Here is a 6,354-nt window from a genome sequence, read left to right on the forward strand (position 1 = left end):
CCCTGTCCGTCGGAGGCAATGGGGGTGGCCGATGTCGGCGGCGAGGATCCGCCGCAGCTGTGCGGTTCCGACCCCTGACATGAGGTCGCGATTGAGGCTGAAACGAATTCGTGCCCTCGCGAACGATCCGGGTGTCAGGGGGAGGCGGTGCGGGCCGCGATGTCGAGGTCGGTCAGGGCGGTGTCGAGGTGACCGATGATCCGATGCAGGTGAGGGACCGCGGTGCGGTCGCCGACGACCGTGACGTGCAGCTGCCCGGACCGGCTGGTGAGGGTGATGCTCAACGCCTGGCCGCGCGCGAGGGTCGGGATCGGGTAGACGGAGTCGAGATGGGCACCGTTCCAGTACCGCGGGCGGGTCGGTCCCGGGGTGTAGGAGATCATCACGTTGAACGGCGGCGGGATGTCGTCGAGGACCCGGCGGACCGGGTCGAGCATGATCGGACTCAACATCAGGGCACTGACCAGTTGGAATTGGGTTCGGCTCAGGGCGGCGACAATGCCACTGGTATGGGCCACGGAGTCGGCGATCCGCGCCAGGCGGGTGAGTGGGTCGTCTTCGTCGGTGGCCAGGGACACCACCATTGCGCCGATCCCTCGGTTGCCGCCAGGCCCGATGCTGGGCGACTCACCGAGGTCGAGCGGGACGGGGAGCATCGCGGTCAGCGGCGCCTCGGGGAGGGCGTACTGCTCGAGCAGATATGCGCGGAGGGCTCCCGCGCACATCGTCAACACGACCACATCCAATGGGGCGCCGGTGCAGGCGGCGAGGCGGCGCAGTTGGTTCAGAGGCCAGGATCGGGCGGCGACCTTGCGGGCGCGGCCGGTCGGGGCGTTGAAGATCGTCGGCGGGGACTGCAGTGGCAACGTCAGGTGTTCTTCGGTCAGGCCGTGGTAGCCGGCGCGGATCAGAGTGGGGACGGTTGCCGTCAGCTCCCGCGTGGTGACCAGGCCGGACCGCAGCACCCCGCGGGGGTCGCGGGAGGGATGGCGAGTGGGGGCCGCGACCGACGGGCTCCACGGCGCCGGGCAGTCCTGGGGGTCCGGTTCGACTGTGAGTGCGCGGTGCAGCAGCCGCATCCCGGAGGCTCCGTCGGTCAGCGACAGGTGAAACTTCGTGTACACCGCGGTGCGCCCGTCTGTCAGGCCCTCGATGACGTGCATCTCCCACATCGGGTGCTGGGGATCGAGCGGCATCGAATGCATCTGCGAGACGAGCGACAGCAGCTCGGCCATCGTGCTCTCACCGGGAACGGCAGTGTGCCGCACGTGATATCCGAGATCGATGTGCTTCTCGAGCCGCCACCACGGATACCCGTGCAGCGGACGGGAGGGACGTTTGCGGAACAATTCCGCCACCTCGGCGTGGGCGCGCAAGCGCTCGACCATCTCGGCGGCGTGGGCACCGGGTGCGGTGCCGCGTGGGGGATCGAACAGGGTCAGGGTAGCCACGTGCATCGGGTGCGATGGGGATTCGAAGAGCACGAACATCGCCTCGGTCGGGCTCATCGGCACCAGTCCACCGACCCCAGCTCGCACACCGCACCTCCCCGCTTCCGTGTGGTCTCAGCAGAGCACACCGCACCCGCGATGACCGTGCTTCCGGGATTCCACACCTTCGAGTAGGTCCGCGGGCTCTCAGGTGGTCGAGGGCCGGCCGAGTACCTGGTCCCACCAGTCGGCGAGCGGGCTGGGGTCGGGCCAGATGATCGGATCGTCGGGTATCGACGAGGATGTGCTCGGGTCCGTGTCCACTGGTTGTCGATCCGGATCGGCGTCGGCCAGGGGTCGCCGCACGGCCCCGCACTGGCCTGTGGCAACGGTCGGTGACCGGTCCGGGCGAGTCGCTTGTCGGATCGGCGGCGGATCGGCGGGCGGGGACGGGATGCGGACCACGGGGTGGATTTCGTTCTCGAGCACGAACGTTTGCTCCTTCGCTGAACGCATCGGCCACCGGACATGTGGTGTCTGCCGGTCCCATCGCGAGGGTGATCTGCCCGCTTCAGTGTCGATGCCCTCTCAGTTGTATCCGACCCGGCTCGCCCTGTCAGCCAAACTGCAGACACCGCCGAGGGCAGGGCATTCCCACTTCGGGCGAGCCGCGGATTCAGTGCGAGCGTTTGTCATGCTGTCAGCGGGGTGATGTCGGCGATGGCGAGTCCGTAGTGGTTCTGGAGATTGCCACTCGGCGTCACACAGAGCCGCCTCGCCACCCGCATCGGCGTTCCACCGCGACAGACCAACGGGATCGACCACGGGAAACGGTCGATCACGGTTCTACCTACCGGTCTTTTCCCGGTGGCTGCATCCAGGCCAGCAACACGGGCGCCGCTTGCCTTCAGCCAGTTCGGTGTGCGTCCTTCTGATGCGACGCGCTCTGGTTTCATCGAGCTTGGCATCCTCGACCCAGCAGATCCACTCATTGCGTGCCAGTGGTGTGATGTCATTCCACGCGGCCAGCGCCGGGCCGTCGTCGGCCAACGCCGTTCGTAGATCCGCCGGCACTCTGTGCACCGTGCCGCTCGGGACCGTGGGCTTGCCCATGTTTCGAGGATACCGACGCTCGTCCAGGTCTGGCGCCCGTAGCCAACCGCGGTTCGGTGTCGATCCAAAAGCAGGCCTCCTGCATCCGGCGGCGCGGTCGCCGCATGCGAGATCGGCTGACGGTGCGCCACCTGCGATGGAGGACGGCCGGAGTGAGTCCGAAGTCTGGTTTAGGTTGATGCGATGAAGGTGCTCACGAGCGTATCGGTCGTCTCGGTGCTGTGCGGTGTGTCGGTGTGGCTGTTCGTCGTGCCGCAACTGGTAGGAACGGGGATGGTCGAGCCTGGACCACTTCTCGGTCCGATGGTTCTGCTCCCGACGCCGGTCGGGCTGATCGCCGCGCTGGTAGGGACGGTCGCGGGCACGATCGGGCTCGTCCGACGCACCGATCTGAGGTGGGCCGGCGCGTTGATGACGGTGGGACAGGTTCTGACGTGGATTCTGGCCATCGCGATCGTGGTGTGGTCGCAGGCCTATGGTTCGACGGGGTGGGAGTTGTTGATACTGCCGGCGTCGTTGATGTTGGGGCAGGTTGTGGTCGCATCCGGCCTGATCTCGGCCGTGGTGACCCGCCGCAGAGGCATCGACGCCGAGTCGGGGCAAGGATGTCAGGTCGTGTGACACGCTGTCCCGACGTTCCTCTGGAAGCGGTTGTGCGTGACGATTCGGTTGACGATGGTGTGGAGGCCTACCGATGGGCGGTGGGCTGGAACAGTTCGATCAGATTACCGGCGGGGTCGGCGAGCAGGATCTGGCGACCACCCGGCCCGCTGACCACATCACTACGGAAGGCGACACCGGCAGCGCGCAGTCGGGTGATCTCGGCGTCGAGGTCGCTGACGACGAGGTGGATACGGTTGCCGCCCGGCCCGGTCACGTCGGTGGGGGTGGCGCGCGCACCCGAACTGGCTGGGCCGGACAGCAGTAGTCGCAAGGGGCCGCGGATCACGTCGGCGAAGGCGGGGGCGGGGTTGGTGTGCAGGGTGAAGCCGAGGTGGCTGGTGTAGAAGTCGATGGCTGCGGGCACGTCGTCGACGAGGTAGCGGACGCTGGCGTATTCGTCGGGTGGGGTCATCGGGCACTCCTTTTCACGGTTCGGTGGTGAGGGTCGGAAGCAGGTACCGGATGCGGGTGTCGATCTCGGCTGCGGTGGCCTGGAAGGTCGGGTAGGTGTCCTCGCCGGTGCCGCATTGGGTCGGGTCGGGGATGCTCCAGTGGATCCAGTGCGTGTCGTCGCCGAACTCCGGGCAGACTTCGCGGGCCTTGTCGCACAGGGTGACTACCGCTTGGAACCGGCGGTCGGCGAGTGTGTCGAGGTGGCGGGGATGCTGGTCGGAGATGTCGATCCCGAACTCTTCTCGCAGCACCTGAACCGTATTGGGATGCATGCCCGGTTTGGGGCAGGTGCCGGCGCTGATTGCGTCGACTCGGCCGCTGGTGTGCTCGCGCATCAGAGCTTCCGCGATCGCGGAGCGGGCACTGTTGCCGCTGCACACGAACAGCACGGCGAGGGGTGTCTTCGGGTCGAACGGCGGGGGTGTGGAGGTCCGGCCGAGTGTCGGGTGTAGTGCGGTGCCGGTACCGGCCAGCATCTCGGTGCAGCGATCCAGATCCAGGTGGTAATAGCTGTCGCGGCCGTCAAAGGTGCTGCGTGTGGCCGTCACCAGCCCACCGTCGCGCAGCAGGCGCAGGTGGTAGGAGATCAGGTTCTGCGACTCACCCACCAGCGTGACCATCTCGCGGACCCGGTAGTCGCTGCCGGACAGCACCGCCAACAACTGCCACCGCAGCGGATGAGCGGCCAGCTGCACGAATGACGGGACGGGTTGACGCAACAGCACCACCTCACGAGGGTAACACCAGATGCATCAAATCAGTTTGATTCAATTTGCCGACCGGGCTGGATCGGGAGAGTGTCCGACCAGTTCTCCAGGTGCTTCGCTCCGCACATGACGACGGGCAACGCTCTGCTCGGAAATGCTGGGGGAGGGCGGCATTGGGGCCGAACGTCATCTGAACTCGTGCGCCAGAGATAATTTACCGAAATTCGGATTGTTCCACGGTCGCGACGCAGCACCGGGGGTGCACACGAATCCCCACACCGGGAGGGAGCGCGGCCTAGGGTCGAAGGTAACCGGTCTTCCTCGGCGTCGTGGAAGGAGGCGACAATGGTACCTGCGACACTGGTGTGCCTGCCGTACGCGGGCGCGGGCGCCTCGTTCTTCCGCGATTGGCAGGGTTATGCGCCGCGGGGGCTGGACATCCTCCCGGTGCAGCTTCCCGGCCGTGAGGAACGCTTCGGTGAGGACCTGCTCACGACGGTCGATGCCGCCGTCGACGACATCGCGCCGCGCGTGCTGCCGGTCGTTCGGGAGTCTGCCGGGGTGGCTGTGTTCGGGCACAGCTTGGGTGCGGTCCTGGCCTACGAGCTGGCGCACCGCCTGACCGCCGACGGGGGCGTCGCTTTGACCCGCCTGTTCGTGAGTGGATCGCCCGGACCGGCGACCGTGCGGGAAATCCGGGCGTCGTCGTTGGCGGATGCGGAGTTCCTCGCCCAGGTTGGTGATCTGGCCGGGTACTCCCATCCCGCGCTGGCGAACCCGGAACTGCGGGAGCTGCTGTTGCCCGTCGTCCGCGCCGACGTCGAGATGCACGAAAACTATCGGCCGCCACCGCATCCGCCGCTGGACGTCCCGATCACGGCTCTGCGTGGGCGTAGCGATCACCTCGTCGGCGTCGCTCAGGTGGCGGAGTGGGCGACGGCGACGACCGCCGGGACTTCGGTGCTCGACGTGGACGGCGGGCACATGTATCTTGCCGAGCACCCGCACGCGCTGGTACGACTGCTTGCCGCGCAACTCGGCGAGGGCGCTCGGTGAGCGCCGACCTCGCCGGGAAGACGGCCTTCGTGACCGGCGCGGCGCGGGGGATCGGCCGTGCGTGCGCCGTCGAGTTCGCAGCGGCCGGGGCTGATCTCATGCTCGTCGACATCACCCGGAACTTGCCCGGGGTGCCGTACCCACTCGGTTCGCAGAGTCAGCTCGACTACACCGCCGAGTTGTGCCGCGAGCACGGTGCGACGGTGGTGACCCAGGCGGTGGATGTCCGTGAGCTCACGGAGATCAGGGCCGCGGTGCAGGTGGCCCACGAACGATTCGGTCGTCTCGACGTGCTGCTCAACAATGCGGGCATCGCCGCACCGTCCGGGAAGGTGGCGCACGACATCGCCGAATCGGAGTGGCGTCTGATGCTCGACGTCGACCTCTCCGGGTCGTGGCGGACGATCGCGACGGTCGGCCGGATCATGGTGACCCAGCGAAGCGGAAGCATCGTCAATGTCGCCTCGACGGCCGGGCTCGTCGGGTATCGCCACTTCGCCGGGTACGTCGCGGCCAAACACGGCCTCGTCGGACTCACCAAGGCCGTCGCCCTCGACTACGCGCCGAACGGGGTCCGGGTGAATGCACTGTGCCCGGGATCGGTGCGGGACAGCAGCGAGTACGAAGGGCGGATGCTCGCAGAGATCGCGCGCTCCCTGGGAGTCGGCGTCGACGAGCACGAGTCGGTCTTCGTGCAGGCCCAGCCGACCAACAAGCTCGTCGAACCCGGTGAGGTCGCGGCAGCGGCGCGGTGGCTCGCGTCCGACGATGCGCGTGGAGTCACGGGTGCCGTGGTGACGGTGGACGGCGGTTTCACGGCACGCTGAGGGCGACTCGCGCGCGTTCGCGGTGGAGGCACAAGCTCCGGTCGGCGCGCGTTTCTCGACTAGGATTGCTCTATGCACCAATCCCGTTGGGGGAGGTCCGGGCCG

General features: G+C 67.5%; 8 protein-coding genes. 3 read left to right on the plus strand and 5 right to left on the minus strand.

What is annotated here, in order from left to right:
* Positions 1–134: 134 nt before the first annotated feature.
* The 3 genes from FND50_RS16880 to FND50_RS16895 all read right to left on the minus strand — a co-directional run bounded on the left by FND50_RS16880 (position 135) and on the right by FND50_RS16895 (position 2,543).
* A complete protein-coding gene (locus FND50_RS16880; RefSeq protein WP_144286431.1) occupies positions 135–1,508 on the minus strand; it encodes a wax ester/triacylglycerol synthase family O-acyltransferase in 1,374 nt (457 codons plus the stop codon).
* Positions 1,509–1,637: 129 nt separating this feature from the next.
* Positions 1,638–1,919 (minus strand): hypothetical protein, encoded by a 282-nt coding sequence (locus tag FND50_RS16885; protein WP_007298717.1) that lies wholly within the window; start codon positions 1,917–1,919, stop codon positions 1,638–1,640.
* Positions 1,920–2,276: 357 nt separating this feature from the next.
* The gene (locus FND50_RS16895) at positions 2,277–2,543 is read right to left on the minus strand and encodes a YdeI/OmpD-associated family protein (RefSeq protein ID WP_144286432.1); all 267 of its coding nucleotides are present in this window, start codon (positions 2,541–2,543) and stop codon (positions 2,277–2,279) included.
* Between the two features lie 183 nt (positions 2,544–2,726).
* Here FND50_RS16895 and FND50_RS16900 point away from each other — a divergent pair, with 183 nt between their 5' ends.
* On the plus strand, positions 2,727–3,164 hold the full coding sequence (locus tag FND50_RS16900) for a hypothetical protein (protein ID WP_144286433.1): 438 nt from the start codon (positions 2,727–2,729) through the stop codon (positions 3,162–3,164).
* Positions 3,165–3,231: 67 nt separating this feature from the next.
* Here the strand turns inward: FND50_RS16900 and FND50_RS16905 are convergent, their stop codons facing one another.
* Positions 3,232–3,618, minus strand: a complete 387-nt coding sequence (locus FND50_RS16905; protein WP_005562489.1) for a VOC family protein — start codon at positions 3,616–3,618, stop codon at positions 3,232–3,234.
* 13 nt (positions 3,619–3,631) lie between these two features.
* Positions 3,632–4,387 (minus strand): ArsR family transcriptional regulator, encoded by a 756-nt coding sequence (locus FND50_RS16910; RefSeq protein WP_144286434.1) that lies wholly within the window; start codon positions 4,385–4,387, stop codon positions 3,632–3,634.
* 324 nt (positions 4,388–4,711) lie between these two features.
* On the opposite strand from FND50_RS16910, the gene FND50_RS16915 reads away from it, so the two are divergent.
* Complete coding sequence (locus FND50_RS16915) at positions 4,712–5,422, plus strand: thioesterase II family protein (protein WP_144286435.1); 711 nt, start codon at positions 4,712–4,714, stop codon at positions 5,420–5,422.
* Entirely contained in the window at positions 5,419–6,249 is an 831-nt protein-coding gene (locus FND50_RS16920) for an SDR family oxidoreductase (protein WP_144286436.1), read from the plus strand. Before FND50_RS16915 ends, FND50_RS16920 begins: the two co-directional genes overlap by 4 nt.
* Positions 6,250–6,354: the final 105 nt, after the last annotated feature.

The sequence above is a fragment of the Rhodococcus sp. WB9 genome (assembly GCF_007558985.1).
Taxonomy (GTDB): domain Bacteria; phylum Actinomycetota; class Actinomycetes; order Mycobacteriales; family Mycobacteriaceae; genus Rhodococcus_F; species Rhodococcus_F opacus.